Here is a 16,524-nt window from a genome sequence, read left to right as displayed (position 1 = left end):
TTTCCGCTGAAATACCACCAGACAGTAGCTGGATTTTCACTCGAAATGCGGTGTGGTGAATCGCTGGTTGCATTGGACTGAGCGATTTTACGACTTTTGGGACAAGTCGTGTGTCTGGGGGACCACGAAACTATGCGGAACGAAGGGAAGGTTAAGGATGGCTTTGTTTTGGGTGTGAAAATCACTCCAAGAGATCTGTTAGGAGAGTATCAACCTCGGCTTTGAATTCCGCACTGTCCCTCCATTCGTGCAGTCGGTCTTGATAGTCGAAAAGGTCGAACGCTCCAGCGTCGAGCATCCAATTGTACTTTTCACGTTCAACTGTATCTGAGTAAGACCGTTTCAGGAGATGGAAGCGGTCTTGATATTCGCTCAGCGCGAGAAGCATCCCCAATTCTAATTGGAACCCGCCTTGATCGTGCTCACAAATTGCGATGATTGAATCCGAGTAATCGGCAATGACGCGGAATTGGACCATCGGATGCAAATCATCAGCAAGGTCTTCCATCAGGTAGGCTCGGCAGTTCACTCCTGGCCAGCTATTGGCTTCGGTTTTAAGGTATTCCAGCTTTGGCTTTTCATTAGGATTGTAACTACCAAGAACAAAAAACTGGGCATCGTATTTTACTGGATTAGCCAGCTCTGACCCCATAGCCATCAGTGCCTCATACTCCTCTCGAGGCAGTGAATTTCGGTGGTGATACCCCTGGGCCCGTTTAAGTAATTCTTGGGAGTGTAGACGGTCCTTATCCGTTTCCCGCGTCATTAGGCAAAGATAAGAGGTACATAATTAAAGTCCTTTCGACCGATGTGGTGTATACTAATGTGGTCTGAACCACAAAGACTATTAGAATCAGGTAGTAAGAGTCACATATGCTACGCGATGGTGCGAGCACGACGAAGGTGGATCGATGCGAAACCAACCAATACAGTGTCTCCTACACTGATCGATAGACATGATCTGATACTGTAAAATAAACACCGAGCGGTAGAAAATCAGAAATAGATCACAAATTGGGTGGAAGGTAAAATACGCACCCACTGATGCAAGCCCGTCACATGTGGTGCCCCTGTTGGGGTATTGCCGTGTGACGATGAATACAAGAACACATGAACGACCACAAGAACGATGCTGGGGACCTGTGCGATAACAGGGAAAGTTCGGGAAGTAACCTACAGGAGCAGGCCGATGGTGTCCGGAGCCTACTTGAGTTGATTACACAAGAAACGAGATTCACGCTGATTCAAAATATTGTTGCGCATCCCAAAGGGATGCCTTCGCTCAAGGAACTCGTGTACGCAAACCCAAGTAAAAGCAAAAGTACAATTCGAAACCATCTTGAGAAGCTGGTTGATGCTGACGTCGTGGAGACAGTTGCACTGCCTCAAGACGAACGTCAGCGAGATCTGCCGCATAAATTCTACCGACTATCCACGTCGGGAGAAAAATTCCTTGAGAAGCATGATCTGCTGCGGGCTCAAGACACTCTCCAAGAGATGCATGCAATGCTGGAAAAAACTCCGCAGATTCAGAAATACATCGACGCACCTCGACCGGGGGACGATGGAGATGAAAAATCCGATGAGTCTCGGCGAACGCTGAAGCCGTAAATCATCGGAAGTGCACTTTTTCAACGCGTGACCGTCCAGACGCATCTGATCGGTAAACGCACGTCTCCAACACGACCCATCGAGCTGTACAAGAAACCGTGCCCGGATGAGGGGGCGTGAAATCAGCTTGTGCGGATGGCACAGACAATCTGTATGGGTGGCATACACTCGGGGTAATGCTGGTGAAAATTAAAATAACCAACTTATTGGGCAAATCGCCACTGAAGCTGAGCGCATTGGATCCCTGTGAACACAGTGTTACTAACAACTCACTTCTTACGAAATGACCCACCCTCAATGATATAATGATAAATCAACGGGCGTCAGACGCTCAGCCGCTAGATTTAACACCGGGGAATTCTATTGTTCTTGTGGCTACGAACTGGTGGCGGGAGTTATTGTTCTCGTCACCTAACTAATCCAGCAAGTAGAGATATCTGTGTGTTCACAGACGACGTCATTTTTCGGGTAGCTCTGATAACTTATTCAGGAACTCCCTACCCTCCTTTGTTTATATGGGCCGATAAATTTAAGTACCCCCTGCCATAGCTCGCTGTAGGTGTTGAATCTAGTGGGTAGAGAGGTCTTTATCGGAGAAAGGCTTTTATAATTCCGGACTCAACATTGAGTTGGTCCGAGAAGACCGCCACCAGTTCGTAGCCAACCGCCAAACACGTTGGTCCGGATCAACGTGTTGGGCGGCAGAACGGGTGAACAAAACTACGTCCGCGGCAGCAGGACCCGTGGTTGTGAGCCCGTGCTGGAAACAGCTGTTCGAGAGCGGAAGCCGGTTCTTGCCGGCTCACCTCGTTCTCTGAGCCACAGCCATATTGGTTCATGCTCTGCTCGCAGGCGGCCCTCCCGAGGGTACATGTCGGGAGGTGAAGCATGTCAAAAGGAGATTCACCCCACCGAGACGAGGTTGAGTTAGTTGACCAAACCGATACGGACGTCAGCACGCCTACGCTACCCGACAAGGCGGACCGATTGGAGGTGCAGAAGGAAGTCCGCCAAGTTCTGGAAGCAAACAAAGGCCTCTTCCTCACCGCCGACATTATTGCGGCGGTGACAAACTACAGTGAGGGCCACGTGCGGACGCACCTCCATGAACTGGCCGACAGCGACACAAAAGTCGAGCGAGAACGTCGGTACAAAGAGATTTACGGAGTTGTGTTGTTCGGAAACTTCGTCGTCCTAACCGACGATAGAGACCAACTCCTCGAGGTCGTCAAGACCTATCGCATCTCAGAGTTCGACAAGGCCCAGTCGATGAGCAAGTCGGAACTTCGTTCGTTCATCATCGACGAACTCGCCAGCCAGGAGGTTACCTCGAAGACCGACAAACTGTACTTCGGTATCCCGGCTTAACCGCTGGCATACCGAGCACGGCTTCGGTTTGATACGACTACCTAATTCGGCACGCATTCTAACTCCCGGAATTCAGATGGTCTGGAACCGAAGTTCGCCAATTTTCAACCACGCTGCCCTCGCCGAAACACTCTATGAACAGTAGCTAGTCAGTCTGACAGAAGCACGGATGACTGACGACACACGACCGCCTGCCACGACGCAACTCCAGCAGAACCTCGTCGACACGCTCGGCCTGACGAGCCTCCCGAGTAATGCGTACCGAGACCCGACCTATCTCGAGGCGGCCTTCGACGCCAGGTTCGAGGTCGCCGATCTCGCCACCGCCCACGACGTTTCGAAGAAGTCGATCTATCGGGCGATGCACCGCCACGATATCGAGCACACCACGCCGCCGAAGAACGGGCCGGCCCGCCGGCTCTGGAACACCCATCCCGACACGATCCCGGGTGACGACTGATGGGGATGACCGACACTGCCGGCGTCGACACCGCCGCCGACCCGGCCTTGGTCGAGACCATCCATGCCATCGAGGAGGGCGATGTGCTCGTGGTCAACGGCGACACGCGCACGTGGGACGTCACCGACGTCGTCGAGCGGACCATCGAGGACCCGACCGACGCCCGTGAGGCCAAACGCGTCCTTCGACTGAATAGTCGATCGGCAGTGTTTGGGCTGGAGTTAGTCAGCTATCGCGACCACTACGAGGCTGCACTACATGCCTCGAGACGCCAGAGTGGACAGAGGACGGGCGGGTGTTCGACGTCGATGACGTCGAGGTCCTGAACCAGCAGGTGCCGTGGGTGGTCGTCAGTGGCGGCATGGCGGATAAGTACCACTTCCCGGATCCGCAGGCGGCGGCCTACGGCGAGGCGAAGCCTGCTTGTGGCGCCGGGAACCATGGGTCGACGTACTGCATCACCCGCTGCAGTGCGGTCGTGCCCGCCTATTCTGGCTGCAAGGAGTGTCTGCGCGAGGCGAAGTCCGTGCGACTCCAGCCCGTCACGTGTCCCGACTGTTCAAAGTTCATCTGTCAGGGGATTCTCCAGCGCGTTGAGCCGGCGGCGATCGACGGACTCTCGATCACCTGTCCGCGGTGTGGGTTCGATGGCGTCGTCGACGTCGCGCTGGATGATGGGCTCGCCGACGCCAACGATGTGGCAACTGAATCTTGGGGTCAGCTGAGTAGTACCACCAGCATCGGGTAAACTGCATGTCGCTATATCGAATATCTGTAGGCTAGAGCTAGATTCTGTATCTAGATACGTGATACAGATACACGATATGGATACAAGATGCGGCTGTACAGTCCAGATACCTACTACCAATACGTGATGCAGAACGAGCCGTCAGAACTGCGTTTCCTGCCGTTCGGTGAACGTCTCGTACCCGGATTCACCGGCTTCGATGAGGTCGGGACGGACATCAGCAAGCCCCGCCCGGACGAGCAGGCCCAGCACCGAGCCACGACTCTCCGAGTCGACCGCATCCCTGTCGAGATGCTCGCGAACATCGGCGCCAACGGCATTAAGTTGGTCGGCCTCGTCGAGGCCACGGATCAGTGCCGCAAGGTTCCGGTCCCGCATGGTCAGGTTCGTCGGCACCTCTCCGGCATCGAGCTCCTCGTAGACGTCAGCGATGTACTCCTCCAGCGAGGGGTCCTCTGACTCGGTGTCCTGTTGGGGCTGACTGCGATGGCGCTTCTGTTCTTTCGACTGTTCGAGTAGCTCTTCGGGATCGCGGTCGTCTGTGGTGTCGCTCATCGGTCTGTGAGTTGAGTCAGCAGCTGCTCGGTGTTCGCACTGTACGCCTCGCGGGCTCGTTTCCCGGTCGCATAGAGTTCGTCGTCAGGGACGGCATAGAGCGTCCGGCCGTTGTTCTGGTTGTTTCCGATGTCGGCGGTCTTCGTGACAGGTTCGCCGACGATTTCCGGGTACTCCTCGGTCACGTATTCGACGAACGACTCCGAGAGGGTCTCCTGGCTGCTGATAATCGTCGGGATGATTAGCGCCAAGCCGAGGTCGACGTCGAGGTCAGTGCTGATCTCGCCCAGCGTTGCATCCAGTTTCTGTAGCTGGTCACGCTCGAAGGCACCGGGCTTCAGCGGGGCGACGACGTTCCGGGCAGCAAAGAGGCCGTTGAGTGCGATGTTGTCCTCCTTGCCAGGGAGATCGAAGATGACGAGATCGTACTGTTCGGCGACGAGGTCGTCGACGAAGCTATCGAGCTTCTGGTAGCGTTCTTCGAGTGGGACGTTCGCGAGATTGTTGTCGGCGCCGCCCAGTCCGGGGTCGGCCGGGATGAGGTCCGGTCCCTCGTCGGTCGGGAACGTCATCCGATCCAGTAGGTCGTCGATGTTGTCCCGGAGGAACGCCCAGTCGTCACCGAAGACCGCCGAGATCGGCGCGTCGATCGAGACGCCGCCGTCGGTGGCGGTGTCCTCGTCGACGATGGAGAGCCCGAAGTGTGTCGCCAGATCGTTCTGTGTCCCGGCGAGGTCGACCAGGAGGACCTTGTGGCCCATGTTGTGTGCAGCAACGGCGATGTGGGCGGCACTGGTCGTCTTTCCGACGCCACCTTTCTCGACGTATGTCGCTGCCCGTTGCACTGATGCCATATACAGATACTGTATCCATATCGGAGATACAAATACCTGCGTCAGACATGTGTCTGTTAATTTAGTGGACCGTGGTGGTTCAGCCACTCTTTCGCCAACGCTGAATCAGACTCACAGGGTGTTAGTGTCAGGCTCTAAACGACTACCATATGCAACTCAGTCCCGATGTCCAGATTGCCCTCTCGTTGTTACAGGTGACTGGACTTCTTTTGCCGATCGTGTTTATCGCTTTGCAACCGTTCTACGAGACGGTAATCAAAACAGACGAGAGGGGACGGCGAAATCGGTCGCTGAACAGTGAGAATGTGAAGCGAGTGGAGGCCAACAAAGAGGGCCTTTCTGAGCATCTAGTATTTGACGACTCTCCACGGGCGATTTACGCTGGTGCTGCAGTTATCGGCTGTCTCCTGCTATCGACGATCTTCGCCGTGCTCCAGATCCTTCGCTCGCTGACTACCAACTGGTTGCTCGCAATGAGCGCGCTCTTTCTCTTGTTTGGACTGTTGTCCTTGGGGGTGCTGTACTACCTCATTCGCACAGAGTTCAAATCTGTCGTCGACGCCGTGTAGCCAAATGTGTTCGGTGACGTGTGTGCCAGTACCTCGTCGTGGATGAACTGCGCGAACTCGATGGTGTTCATATCTGCTGGATTGTGAATCGCGAGAATGGTTCGATAGCAGGTCGATACTTTTGTCACTCGCGTCCATCGGCACACGTAGTACGGGGACAACAATGGGACGACAAGAAATCGTGGAACACATCGAGGCCGAACTGTCAGGGCGGTCGGACGAACCCACCGAACCACAGGAGATCACCGAAGCGTTGTGCCAGCACTGCGGGCTCGTGATCGAGACAGAGGGTCAACAGCCGGACGACTATGTCGTCCACAGCATTCCTTCTCACGGTGAATCGGGCCGGAGTTTCGTGTTCTACTGCGGGCCCGGTTGCTTCCAAGACGCGATGGACGAACTACTGGACGTGTAGTCGCTGGCGGCCGCCTCTATCGGTAGAGTTGGACAGCCAGCGGTGACGCGCAGTAGTGGTTCGCAGGGGTTCGGAAGACGATTTTCACGTACGGCCCCTTGGTCACGTTCGAGTTCTCGATGGCGGTGACGATACGCTCCAGCCGCTCACGGCGGTCGCCAAAGTTACCATTGGTCAGCCCTTGGAGTGCCTGACCCGGTGGGACGTTCCGTGCGTTGGCCACGACCGCTCGGACAGCGGGGTCTTGCTGAGCGTGCTGGGCCACCTTTCGGAGTTCCTGGTTGACCATTTGGGAGACGCCCTGTCCGTTGACGACGCCCTTCTGGCCGTGGATGAGGTAGGTGCTCGGCCCTTGCTTGTACTTCTGGACCATTCCCATCTCGCTGTGCAACCGCTCGATGCGGTTGTACGAAGCTTCCGGACACTGGCTCTTCAGGGCCGGTGTCTTGATAGTCGTGTTACTGTTCGTGTGACCGTTCGTGATGAGGAACTCGACGATGTCCGTGAGTTCCGTCGCTATCCGCAGGTTCGTTTGTGCTCGTTGTTCGATACCGCTCTTCAATTGACTTCGTGTCATCTCGTGATATATCTCTTATGTGTATCTCGCCCGTCACAATCGAAGCAGATATAGGAGAGCGAGTATAACGTCAAAGTGACGCCACCCAACCACCCTACGCTTCGCGTGCGGGGATAGGAAACGGCCGTTACAGCGGCCGAATTCCACGATTCTCCACCTTTCCGTATAGATCGTTTAGTTGCTTCTCCTACTGTACACAAGGAGGTGTGGGCACTTAAAGTGTCGAGCTGTTGACTGGATTGGATCGCTTCAGCCGACTGAGACGATTCTCGCGGGCGGGCCGATGTATCCGATAGAAGGTAATCAGCGGAGTGAACCGATTTAATATCTCATTCAATCGGTTCCGTGGTGGTCTATCGTTGCTCCCTCATTCAACCAATCACTATTTTAATGTTACCTAGTTACGCTATTATTATGTCAGATTATATTCCCCGCCGCGTTCATATTGCTCCCCAAGGGTTCGAGGATGAGCGGATCTACCGTCCAGCTATCGAGCGGGACGCAGACATCGTCATCCTGATCGGTCATAATGAAACGGACGACACTGCCGAACGGTGTCAGGAACGGATCGTTGATGCGCTCGAAGAACAGGGAATCACCGTCCAAGACGACGTGACGTGTGATCTGTTCGAACTCGCTGACGCTCTGGAGACCATGTTAGCGGTCATCCGCGACCGGAATCCTGACGACATTATCCGGGTAAACATTTCTGCTGGCTCGAAGATCACGGCGATTGCCGGCATGCTCGCGTGTATGTTTACTGCTGCCGACCCCTACTATGTCGTGCCAGAGGGGTATGAGGACCCTGACGAGGAGTCGGAGTACGAGACCGTCAGCCACGGAATGGACTATATCAAATCATTGCCCGCGTATCCCGTCACCGAACCCGATCTGCAACTTATCGAGGTCCTCTCGTTTATTCAGGAAGAGCAGCCAGAGAGTGGACCAGCTGGTGTTATCCTCAGAGATATCGGCCAGTATCTGCTTGGACACGACCTGCCAGTCGTCCAGGCCAGCGACAAGGAGCCTGACGAAGTCGACGACATCTATCCGATGATAAACGAGATCGTTGATCCACTGATACAGCGCGGATTCGTGAATAAGAAGCGGTTTGACGGCGGCACGCACGTTCGGACGACATCTGAGGGGGAGGAAATGCTGTCGCTAGCGAAGAGTCTGAACAGCAGGCGACTGGGTGGCGATATCTGACCGGGTAGTCTGTGGTGTCGCTACGCGATTATCGGTTACTCAGTACGCTCCGAGTTCTTCGCGGATCCGGAACTCCAGCCAGTCAACCCGCTCTTCTAGGTCCGACACCTCGTCGTCAATCTCGTCCTCGACCTCTCGAAATCGACGCGAGAGTTTCCCCCCACGTGAATCTGAATCCGGATCTCTCACTTCATCGATTTCAGCGATTGGTGCGATACCAGTACCGTCGGACGTAAAGTAGAGCCCAGTTTCTGCCTCGTCTTCGGGAGACACACGCCGGAAGGTAATCTCGGAACGCCAATACATCCGTTCAAGCAGGGTTGCGATTATCGACTGGCGAGCAGCTTTGGCCCCGTCGACAGCGTTCTCCCCAACGAGGTCAACCGGGAACAAGTGCGCGTGATTCTCGTGAAGGTGTGATTCGATTTCACCAATGGATAACGCCTGCTCTTGATGATCCCACAACAAGGAGTTGATCTCTGTCCTGACCGGGTCATACGTGGTTGCGTCGTTCCATACGTCAGAATCCAGATCTATCGGCATACTGCTGTGTAAATAGCATTTTCATATAACAGTACCGCCGATGTCGTGTGGTTCTGCTGCTACTGCACTCTTGGGTAGCCGTTTTAATCTGCGCCGATATCCTCACTGCGAATCCACGCAATTGTCGACCAGACCGCGCGAAAATTCAGTCGTTGTTCTGGGAGACGTTTGCTGGGAGTCGAGCCCAGAGCCAGCGGTTGACGACCGCCTGGAACGGCGCTAGGAGCGTCGCGATGACGCCAGTGACGAACGACCCTGCAGCGATGACGACGTAGATTTGTAATGGAATCGCCGACTCCTGGGTGATACTGAGCGAGAACACGACAGCAAACGCACCCACGACGGTCGCCGCGACAAACATCACGAAGCCCATAATGGCGAACGACCCCGGCGTGGTACTTGAGTGACGCTTCAGTAGATTCCAGAGATCGGTGTAGAACTGTCTCACGCCGGCAAGTCCTTCGGTACTGGCCGGGTCGTGGGCGTCAGTATCCCAGGCGTATGTGGTCTGTTCGTCACGGCGGTCGAGCCACTCTGCCATCGTCTGCGTGTGGGTGCTGATCGTCTGGGTTGAGCAGTCGAATCGGTCAGCGAGTTCGGCTTGCGTATACTGGCGGTCGGGATCAATGTAGAGCAGTTCCGCAATCGCAAAAAAGGTCTCCCCTTTCGGCTCGAATTCCTCTTCGAACTCCGCCGGCACCCGTACCATAGCATCTCCTTGGACGAGGTGGTAACTAAATGGCTATGCCCGGGGGATGATGGACGTCAGGGGGACTATTGAGTACCATCAATCCCGGGGAGAGGCGTTCTAAACTATCTTCTCAGTTTTTACACCCCTCAGCCGTCGTCTTGAGACGTGAGGCGAGTCAGCCGACCGACCGCGAGAGTGGCAACGCTGTGCAGCGACCGAGAACGATTCCCGACCTGGTGGTGGGAGCCATGAAGCGGCATCTGCTGGTCAACGAGATTGATCGGATCGAAGGCAAGGAGTACGTCGTCGAGCATTGCACGTGCTGTGGTACGACCCACCGTCACGGAGGCGTTCCATCGCAGTTGGATGTCGGCGAGACGACGCGCCGACACGCCCACTGTAAGCAGCCTGGGCCGACGGTGTATCTACTGAAGCGGACGGCAGAGACGGAGGTAGTCGAGGATGGATAACGTCGCTCGGTTCGTGCGTGGGCTTCGGCGGCGTGTGTTCCTCCAGGACCGGCTCGCAACTGGCGTACTCGTCTTGGGTCTGCTGCTGTGGTATGTGGGCCAGTTGTGGGCCCTCGAGGCGGGGTGGAGTCGGGCGAGCTTGCAGTGGTGGTTCACGACAACGGACTATCCGACGCTCTCGCCGGGTCTGGTGCTGGCGAGTCTCTCCCACTCGTTTGTCTCACCGCGCCATCTGCTGGCGAACGTCGCCGTGCTGTGGCTTGTTGGCGGGGATAGCGAGCAATGGATGGGCCGGTGGGAGGTTCTGGCCTTCTTCGCACTGACTGGGGTTGTGGCAGTCGTCCTCTCGACTGTGCTGACCAACCAGGGTACAATGGGTGCGAGTGGTGCCGCGTACGCGTTCGTCGGCTTCTACTGTGTGCACACGGTGGTCGCCCGCTGTGATACCTTTTCGCTGTCGCGGGTCCCGCCGTTCGCGGTTACTGTTGCATGGGTGCGGGCGTTCTGGAACGTGATGCTGACAATCGCGCCGGTAGTCTTTGCTGCAAAGTTCTTCGGGCAATGGACTGGTATCGTGGCTGCAGGGCGTAGCGATTCAGTCGGACATCTGCTAGGGTTGGTGTGTGGAGTACTGTATGCAGTTGGCCGGCAGTACCTCAGTACGCTCTGACTCGCTTCTCGCGTAACCACGTCGACGACGAACGAAGGAGGACTCTCGAACTAAAATTCTGGCTCGAGCTCAGAAGTAGAGGACGAATGCGGCGCCGGCCAGAAACAGGATAATCAACAGAGCGACGAGCCAATCCGGTAGCCCACCTTCTGGAGTCTGGCCCGACATTAAAAAAGGCCACCGCCGCCGAGAAGTCCGTCATCGTTCCCGCCGAGTTCGGACGGGTCTTTCCCGAAGTGCTCCTTTTGCTTGTGGATGAACACGACCTCTTGTTGATCCATCCCGAAACCCGTCGCCCCTTCGTATTCGTTCTTTAGCCGACGCCAACCATCTACGTCCTGAATACCGCATGCACAGACGATGACGTAGGAATACTCCCGCAGATAGTCCTTAATCTGGCCGTCGAGTTTCTTTCGCTGACTGTTCGTCAGGTCTCGCTTGAGTTCGATGCCGACGACGTCGTCGACGACAACATCAGCCCGTGCCTTGCCTCGCTCGGTCGATACTGGCAGCTCACGCTGTTCACCCATCCCACCGATACCCATGCCGTCATTCTGGGCTTCGTTGAGTTGGTAGTCCAGATAGTCTTGCAGTTCACTCTGGAACTCCCGCTCGTGCCCGTACGCTTCTTCGGGAATCCAGGCCTCAACGAGATCGAGGACATCGTTGAACGTCTGCTGGTCACCACCCATCATGTATCTATGTACGACACATTCCGGAGTGGATACTTCAAACTTGTCGGCAAGCGCATCAGATGCCGTGGATTGGGGTTCCAACCAGTTCTGTCTGTCAGCGCATTTCGTACAGTTCTCCGATCAAGTCGACCAGACGTTCTCTCGCGGGTCAGATAAGCTGCTGAATGGATTCGTTCTCCCGAGCTAACTCCGATTGTTCCGGAGATGTATCGGGCTCTGCCTTCGAGAACGATTCCGGCGAAACGGCCTGCTGCATCGCTTCCAGTTTCGACCGGAGCTGCCCGCTCGTCGCCCGGACCAGTTCGTCGTCGGGCCAGGAATGGACCTGCAGGCCGTCGAACCGGGTTGCGACCTGCTGGACCGTGTTCAACTGCGCCAGCGCGTACTCGACCCAGTACTGGTGGCTGTCCTGCATCCGTTGCAGTTCCTCGACGACGGCGTCGTACCCAGCGCGGTCGGCGGCATCGAGACACTGCTGGAAGTTCTGCCCGCGTGGATTGATCGGCTCGTGGAAGACGACGACCTCGCCGAGGGCTCTGAAGTAGCTGAGAAGCTCGTGGAAGTCGTCCTCGTCCATGGTTGGATACGTCGGTGACATCGAGACGAACACCGGGACATCGGCCTGCTGGAGACAGTCCAGCGCTTCCCAACGCTGCATGGGCGGCGGCGCGTTCGGTTCCATGGCCTTCACCAGCGGTGTCTCGAAGGAGGGAATCGACGAGCCGACCGTGATACGGTTGCCGGCGGCCTGGAAAAGGTCGATGTCCCGTACGACCGCCGGACTGCGAGTGAGGATACGGACAGGGATGTCGTGACGGACAAGCTCGGCGACGGCACCGCGCGTGATCTGGGCGGCACGGCGGTCCTGGTAGCAGTCGGTCCCGCTGGAGAGCATCACGACGCCACGGCCCCGGTCAGTCTGTTTACGGTCACTCGGGTTACGGTCGGCGAGGATATTCCCCAGGCGCTCCGGGAGATCGTCGCGATACAGGAGGTAACTGCCCCAGTCACTCTGTGGATCGTCGACGTCGGCCTGGTCGGCCAACATTCCGTCGCGGCTGTCGATGGCCGGTGTGGTCGGCACGTAGCAAAACTCACAGCCGTGTCGGCAGCCGGTGGCGACGTTGATCACGTGGTCACAGAGGCTCTTTGTGTGGAGGTGGGATTCGCTCATCACCGACTTCGTCGGGTCGGTGTTGACCGTAATCGCCTGCTCGTCGTGGCTGTCGGTCGCCATCGCACAGTCCCAGCAGAGGAGTTCCCCCTGTGGGTTGGCGGCGAACCGGTCGTTGATCTCCTCGTCACACTCCGCACAGAGGAGGCCGGCCTGCCAGAGATCGAGGCGCTCAGTGGGCTGGCCGTGCTGGCGGTCAAGCTCGCGTAGTTCGTCGAGCGTCGGTTGCTCGTCGAACGTGGCGACCGTCCGACCATCGTGGTCGACGGCATAGGTTCGCTCGAACCAGCTCTGGCCGGTATCCCATGTGAGGTCCATACTGTACTCCTTACTGCAGTATTTATACTGTACCCCAAAAGAAGCCATCCTACCGGAGCGAAAGTGAAAGTAGAACCCACCGTCACCGTGCCAACGTATTTACACCTAGCAAGGAATTAGCGTGACAAGAACCACAATGACAGACGCTTCGGACGGGGTCAGGACAGGTGAGGACCCGACGAAAGCGATTCTCAGTGAGTCTGGGCTGAACAGTAAGCATCTGTGTGATTACGTCGTCAACGTCGCCACTGGGTGCCGGCACGGCTGCAAGTTCTGTTACGTGCCCTCAACGCCGAACATCCGGACGCGGCCGGACATGCTCAAGGAGGAAGCTGACGTCGACAACGGGCAGAAAGAGTGGGGCAACTACGTGCTGTATCGCGACGGGCTGGGTGAGAAGTTGGATGGGCATCTGGACCGCAAGCGAACCTGGCGCGAAACCGAGCGTGGGCAGGGCATCGTCGGCGTGTCGTTCTCGACGGACTGTTACATGGACGGCCGGGCCGGGAAGATCACCCGCAACGTCGTCGACGCGATCGCGAGCCACGAGAAATACGTGCGGGTACTGACACGGAATCCGATTCTGGCGTTGCAGGACCTCGACGTGTTCCAAGGCGCTGGCGAGTACGCGACCATCGGCTCGTCGATTCCCTGTATGGACCCCAACCAGGTCGGGGCTATCGAACCAAGCGCGCCGGCCCCGGAATTGCGGCTGAAAGGGCTGAAGGAGTTCAACGACCACGGTGTCCAGACGTTCGTCAGTATGAGTCCGACCTATCCCACCCAGGACAAGGCCGACCTCCGCGAGCAGTTAGAGCGCGTCGCCGAATGTGACCCGGCGGTGGTCTTCCACGAGCCAATCAACCCCCGTGGTGGGAACTTCGAGATGACCGTCGAGGCTGCTCGGGACGCGGGGGAAGCGCGATTGGCCGAGGAACTGGACGCGCTGCGGACGCGGGAGCGGTGGGTCGACTACGCGACGAACCATCTCCGCTGGGTCCAGGAGATTGGCCGGGAGCTGGACCTGCCCGTGCATCTGTGGCCCGACAAGCAGCTGATCAAGAATGTCGGGGATGAAGAGGCAACGTGGCTTCAATCTTGGCGAGATCGACAATCACCAGAAGAATTCGCTAATCGAGAGCCACCTACTGAGGCGGCACCAACATACCCCCTTGACAACTCTACACAGTCAGCTATTTCAAAAGTCACCGAGTGAGGACTGATCCTCGTCTCTTTTCACTTCAGACGCATCAGGAATGAATTCATCTAACCCAGTCGCGTTCCCTTGCATAATATCAATTACATCAGAAACATTATCACCCGACATTCTCTCAATACGGTCTCGCATATTATCCATAAATTGGATGTAAGGGCTCCCGCTGTCCGTTTCACGAGTCGCATAAATCAAATCATATGAGTAGCGATCTCCAGCACCCGTGACACGTATCTGCTTATTTATTGGGCGATTGTTATTCGGCTTGTCGTACTCTTCGCCAATAGTCGCCAGTTGCTGTTTGTACAAATCCCTTAGCTCATCAACAGAGCTGCAATCCCGATACTGCTGTCCCCCTACGAATCTGTGGAGCTTCCGATGAGCCGTTTCAATTCGCTGCTCCGACGCATCACCACTTTCCAGATAACCCAGCTCCCGTGATATTCCCTTATGCTGGAAATTGATGAGATAATCACCCCAAATACGGGATAATGCAATCATCGTCTCCCAGGAAATCTCCATCCGCTCATTATCGGCGAAAGTAAGTTGATTCGTGCCGCTGTACCCGGATTCTTGGATAATATCTTCAACTGTTTCAGGTACAGTCTGGTTGGCATCACCTTGATGAACGAAACAGGCGTCACGGTCGATATCAAGCGGAGTTTCATCTGCTATGTAATCCAGTCTCTGGGAGAGTGCTGTTGCACGCTCTTCCTTCCCCTCGAAAAAATGCAGCTCATCAAATGGGTACTCGGGAAATACTGCAGCGATTATTGGTGATCCGTATATATTCACCTCTAGGTCTTCGAGTTCAACAATGCCTGAACCTGCTAGAACGTCAAAATAAAGCTTCCTGTCAATACCATTAGTTTTGTGAATAATCCGCGTGTACAAGTCGACAGTAACAATCAGATGGAACAGTTTTAGCGCCGCCCATGGACCAATTTCGTTCGTAGCGCCTGGGTGGATATTGTATAGCTTGTCGGCATAATCGGTTAGCGTATCTAGTTTCTGCCGTATCCACTCATTATCTGGTGTTTGAGGAGCCATTTGTATCGGTCGCTATGACAAGTGACTGAGTTGAATCATTCTACTGTATTATATTTAACCCCCAACCGAGTACGGCATCGCAAATATGATTCGCTCGCATCGCTCGGCCAACTGGTCGGACAGCGTCTCGTTGAGCGCGTAGGTGTCGACGACACCAAGGGACTCAGCGCCGCGCTAGTCTGCTAACCAACAATAGGGTCGATATTCCGGACGCGTTGGTTAGCCTGTACCGGCGACCTCGGTGTACCCCGCCGTGACTACGCTGGCGTGCTCAGCAGCCAATGTAGACGGTCAATCCACCGAGGGATACTCAAATTGCCACCTGGAATATCCGCGGATTCATACTAACGAATGGTGAGGCCTGTAGTATGGCTCGGCATGCCTCAGGAACACCACATTACATTCTCGCTATCGCAGGGCCAGTCATGGGGGTGGGACTATTGGTTCTCAATTTCGTGGTGTCCTGCGGGCCGAGCGGGTATTCAGCAGGCGAGTCGCCGCCGCGTGGGTTTCGATATGTGATTCTTGAGTGGCAGAACATCGGAATTGCGTACGGTAACGGCTGTGAAATAACATATCATCCGATTATTCTATTCGGCGGGATAGCCCTCATTGGTGCCGGAATCGTCTCGTTCGCAATCATCTGGAAGTATCCTAGACGATAAGCACACCTACTGAGTAGCTGTTTCAGGTGCGTTTCCGAGTGGCGAAGGACGTTCCAAAACGGCCTGGTCAATAGCTAACCAACAGCCGACCGATTACCATCGGTATGTTGGTTAGCTCCAGTTAACTTACTCCGTCACAGCCACGTGCTGATACCCGACCTGTGCCGGCGTCGACGCCGAACCCACTTACCGCGACATCCAGGCGATCGTCGACGCCGTCGAGAACCCGAACGTCGCCACCACCAGCACGCCCAGCAAGATGGCACGTGGCAACTCGTACAGCTGAGCCAGGACGACGACGGCGCCCAGAAGTTTGGCGACGATGAGGTTGTTCTTCGCGAGGAGTTCATGCTGGGCGCTGTTCATGATCTCTCCGTAGGCTCGTCGACGGCGGTGATTGTACGACGCGATGCGGGCGGTGTGTGGCTCGTGCTGGACATAGCTGGCGCTCTTGGTGGCACCGATCTCCCACACCGACAGGCACACAGGCGGGCGCTACGAAGGCCCGTGTGTCCGTCGGCGGCCGGGGCACCTCGGTGGCCGATGGGTGTCTCTGGTGTGCGCCGGCGATCTTGGCGGGTTGCGGCGCACACTGGGTCGACGCTCACGAGTGACAGCGACGACTCTCCAGGGGTTGTTCGGCTGAGAGAGTGTGCTGGCGGGCGTCAG

The 16,524-nt window shown here is 56.1% G+C and carries 20 protein-coding genes; 10 read left to right on the top strand and 10 right to left on the bottom strand.

What is annotated here, in order from left to right; all coding sequences use genetic code 11:
• Window positions 1-181 precede the first annotated feature (181 nt).
• On the bottom strand, window positions 182-766 hold the full coding sequence (locus NDI85_RS21595) for a hypothetical protein (protein WP_310917019.1): 585 nt from the start codon (window positions 764-766) through the stop codon (window positions 182-184).
• Between the two features lie 344 nt (window positions 767-1,110).
• Between NDI85_RS21595 and NDI85_RS21590 the strand changes: the two genes are divergently transcribed.
• From NDI85_RS21590 to NDI85_RS21570, 5 genes are all read left to right on the top strand, one after another.
• Entirely contained in the window at window positions 1,111-1,611 is a 501-nt protein-coding gene (locus NDI85_RS21590) for a transcriptional regulator (protein WP_310917018.1), read from the top strand.
• Window positions 1,612-2,499: 888 nt separating this feature from the next.
• On the top strand, window positions 2,500-2,979 hold the full coding sequence (locus NDI85_RS21585) for a hypothetical protein (RefSeq protein ID WP_310917017.1): 480 nt from the start codon (window positions 2,500-2,502) through the stop codon (window positions 2,977-2,979).
• Between the two features lie 169 nt (window positions 2,980-3,148).
• Window positions 3,149-3,439, top strand: coding sequence for a hypothetical protein (locus NDI85_RS21580; protein WP_310917016.1), 291 nt, complete (start codon window positions 3,149-3,151; stop codon window positions 3,437-3,439).
• The gene (locus NDI85_RS21575; protein ID WP_310917015.1) at window positions 3,439-3,765 is read left to right on the top strand and encodes a hypothetical protein; all 327 of its coding nucleotides are present in this window, start codon (window positions 3,439-3,441) and stop codon (window positions 3,763-3,765) included. The genes NDI85_RS21580 and NDI85_RS21575 overlap by 1 nt, the downstream gene beginning before the upstream one ends.
• A complete protein-coding gene (locus tag NDI85_RS21570; protein WP_310917014.1) occupies window positions 3,735-4,187 on the top strand; it encodes a hypothetical protein in 453 nt (150 codons plus the stop codon). Before NDI85_RS21575 ends, NDI85_RS21570 begins: the two co-directional genes overlap by 31 nt.
• Window positions 4,188-4,328: 141 nt before the next feature.
• Here NDI85_RS21570 and NDI85_RS21565 read toward each other — a convergent pair whose 3' ends face one another.
• Window positions 4,329-4,742 (bottom strand): hypothetical protein, encoded by a 414-nt coding sequence (locus NDI85_RS21565; RefSeq protein ID WP_310917013.1) that lies wholly within the window; start codon window positions 4,740-4,742, stop codon window positions 4,329-4,331.
• Window positions 4,739-5,596 (bottom strand): ParA family protein, encoded by an 858-nt coding sequence (locus NDI85_RS21560; protein WP_310917012.1) that lies wholly within the window; start codon window positions 5,594-5,596, stop codon window positions 4,739-4,741. The genes NDI85_RS21565 and NDI85_RS21560 overlap by 4 nt, the downstream gene beginning before the upstream one ends.
• A 149-nt stretch (window positions 5,597-5,745) precedes the next feature.
• Here NDI85_RS21560 and NDI85_RS21555 point away from each other — a divergent pair, with 149 nt between their 5' ends.
• Together NDI85_RS21555 and NDI85_RS21550 are read left to right on the top strand one after the other, a co-directional pair.
• Window positions 5,746-6,165, top strand: coding sequence for a hypothetical protein (locus NDI85_RS21555; RefSeq protein ID WP_310917011.1), 420 nt, complete (start codon window positions 5,746-5,748; stop codon window positions 6,163-6,165).
• A gap of 163 nt (window positions 6,166-6,328) precedes the next feature.
• A complete protein-coding gene (locus tag NDI85_RS21550) occupies window positions 6,329-6,580 on the top strand; it encodes a hypothetical protein (protein WP_310917010.1) in 252 nt (83 codons plus the stop codon).
• A 16-nt stretch (window positions 6,581-6,596) separates the two neighbouring features.
• Here NDI85_RS21550 and NDI85_RS21545 read toward each other — a convergent pair whose 3' ends face one another.
• A complete protein-coding gene (locus tag NDI85_RS21545; protein ID WP_310917009.1) occupies window positions 6,597-7,157 on the bottom strand; it encodes a hypothetical protein in 561 nt (186 codons plus the stop codon).
• A gap of 414 nt (window positions 7,158-7,571) precedes the next feature.
• On the opposite strand from NDI85_RS21545, the gene NDI85_RS21540 reads away from it, so the two are divergent.
• Window positions 7,572-8,366: a DUF6293 family protein gene (locus tag NDI85_RS21540; RefSeq protein WP_310917008.1), complete on the top strand. Its 795-nt coding sequence runs from the start codon at window positions 7,572-7,574 to the stop codon at window positions 8,364-8,366.
• A gap of 39 nt (window positions 8,367-8,405) precedes the next feature.
• On the opposite strand, the gene NDI85_RS21535 is transcribed toward NDI85_RS21540, so the two are convergent.
• Window positions 8,406-8,909 carry a hypothetical protein gene (locus NDI85_RS21535; protein WP_310917007.1) on the bottom strand — a complete coding sequence of 168 codons (504 nt, stop codon included), beginning with the start codon at window positions 8,907-8,909 and terminating at the stop codon, window positions 8,406-8,408.
• Between the two features lie 145 nt (window positions 8,910-9,054).
• Entirely contained in the window at window positions 9,055-9,618 is a 564-nt protein-coding gene (locus tag NDI85_RS21530; protein ID WP_310917006.1) for a hypothetical protein, read from the bottom strand.
• Between the two features lie 444 nt (window positions 9,619-10,062).
• Between NDI85_RS21530 and NDI85_RS21525 the strand changes: the two genes are divergently transcribed.
• Entirely contained in the window at window positions 10,063-10,740 is a 678-nt protein-coding gene (locus NDI85_RS21525) for a rhomboid family intramembrane serine protease (protein ID WP_310917005.1), read from the top strand.
• A gap of 167 nt (window positions 10,741-10,907) precedes the next feature.
• Here the strand turns inward: NDI85_RS21525 and NDI85_RS21520 are convergent, their stop codons facing one another.
• Together NDI85_RS21520 and NDI85_RS21515 are read right to left on the bottom strand one after the other, a co-directional pair.
• The gene (locus tag NDI85_RS21520; RefSeq protein ID WP_310917004.1) at window positions 10,908-11,435 is read right to left on the bottom strand and encodes a hypothetical protein; all 528 of its coding nucleotides are present in this window, start codon (window positions 11,433-11,435) and stop codon (window positions 10,908-10,910) included.
• A 148-nt stretch (window positions 11,436-11,583) separates the two neighbouring features.
• A complete protein-coding gene (locus NDI85_RS21515; RefSeq protein ID WP_396275609.1) occupies window positions 11,584-12,927 on the bottom strand; it encodes an SPL family radical SAM protein in 1,344 nt (447 codons plus the stop codon).
• A 136-nt stretch (window positions 12,928-13,063) separates the two neighbouring features.
• Between NDI85_RS21515 and NDI85_RS21510 the strand changes: the two genes are divergently transcribed.
• Window positions 13,064-14,143 (top strand): radical SAM protein, encoded by a 1,080-nt coding sequence (locus tag NDI85_RS21510; protein ID WP_310917003.1) that lies wholly within the window; start codon window positions 13,064-13,066, stop codon window positions 14,141-14,143.
• On the opposite strand, the gene NDI85_RS21505 is transcribed toward NDI85_RS21510, so the two are convergent.
• Both NDI85_RS21505 and NDI85_RS21500 read right to left on the bottom strand, forming a co-directional pair.
• Window positions 14,126-15,190 (bottom strand): hypothetical protein, encoded by a 1,065-nt coding sequence (locus NDI85_RS21505; protein ID WP_310917002.1) that lies wholly within the window; start codon window positions 15,188-15,190, stop codon window positions 14,126-14,128. The two genes, NDI85_RS21510 and NDI85_RS21505, sit on opposite strands and share 18 nt — an antisense overlap.
• Window positions 15,191-16,041: 851 nt before the next feature.
• The gene (locus tag NDI85_RS21500) at window positions 16,042-16,221 is read right to left on the bottom strand and encodes a hypothetical protein (protein WP_310917001.1); all 180 of its coding nucleotides are present in this window, start codon (window positions 16,219-16,221) and stop codon (window positions 16,042-16,044) included.
• Between the last annotated feature and the right edge of the window lie 303 nt (window positions 16,222-16,524).

It is taken from the genome of Haloarcula sp. S1AR25-4 (assembly GCF_031624555.1).
In the GTDB taxonomy this organism is placed as follows: domain Archaea; phylum Halobacteriota; class Halobacteria; order Halobacteriales; family Haloarculaceae; genus Haloarcula; species Haloarcula pellucida.
This window is presented reverse-complemented; position numbering and strand designations above follow the sequence as displayed.